This is a genomic window from Cecembia lonarensis LW9, from assembly GCF_000298295.1.
GTDB lineage: Bacteria > Bacteroidota > Bacteroidia > Cytophagales > Cyclobacteriaceae > Cecembia > Cecembia lonarensis.
In genome coordinates this window covers 1-727 of the sequence record NZ_AMGM01000276.1, presented here as the reverse complement: position 1 = coordinate 727, position 727 = coordinate 1, and the positions used below count along the sequence as shown (strand labels likewise).

The window sequence follows — 727 nt, the reverse complement described above, 5'->3', positions numbered from 1 at the left end:
GTCCTGATCCCCATACAGAACAAGACCTCCGAACCATCCAAGTTCCAAACCTTTTTCCTTTTTCCTTTTTACTTGGCTCTTATTTTCCCGCTCTGCATGCTGGCCCTGAGCTACCCCGTCCCGATAATTATCGGGATTCGGGGATCCAAAGGGATATTTTCTTAACGCCTGCCTGGCGGACAGACAGGCTCAGTCCCCCTACAGGACGGAGGGGAATGGTTACCGCTTTTTTGCTAACAATGGGTTGTGCCTCTGGCACAATTCGTACCCCCATACAAAACCAATCTCCCAATCCTTCCTAGCTCCAACCCTTTTTCCTTTTGCCTTTTTACTTGGCTCTTAATCCTAAAGGTTCCACCGCGGGACCATTGGTCATTGAGCTTTCAGCTCATTTTTTAACCGCAATGACCCCAAAGTTTTTCGCAATGTGCGCCAACCTTAATGATGAAAAATTCAACCTTGCAAGCTCCTCATTCTTCACTTTTCATTCATCATTCTACATTATCACACCTCATCCATCGGTGGTTAAATTCAACTCCTACCGGAGTTGGGCGGACAGGGGACATAAAACCGGCTTCAGCCACCGGGTTGTACCCGGGGTAAATAACCTTCGGTATTGGACGCCTTCTGCGTCCTGATCCCCATACAGAACAAGACCTCCGAACCATCCAAGTTCCAAACCTTTTTCCTTTTTCCTTTTTACTTGGCTCTTATTTTCCCGCTCTGT

General features: G+C 47.5%; 2 protein-coding genes. One reads left to right on the top strand and one right to left on the bottom strand.

What is annotated here, in order from left to right:
* Positions 1-302, top strand: a 302-nt coding sequence (locus B879_RS23350; protein ID WP_040401620.1) for a hypothetical protein, incomplete at its 5' end; no start/stop codon positions are given.
* Between the two features lie 236 nt (positions 303-538).
* Here B879_RS23350 and B879_RS23345 read toward each other — a convergent pair.
* Positions 539-727 (bottom strand): hypothetical protein (locus B879_RS23345; protein WP_040401618.1); only part of this gene is annotated, 189 nt, incomplete at its 5' end.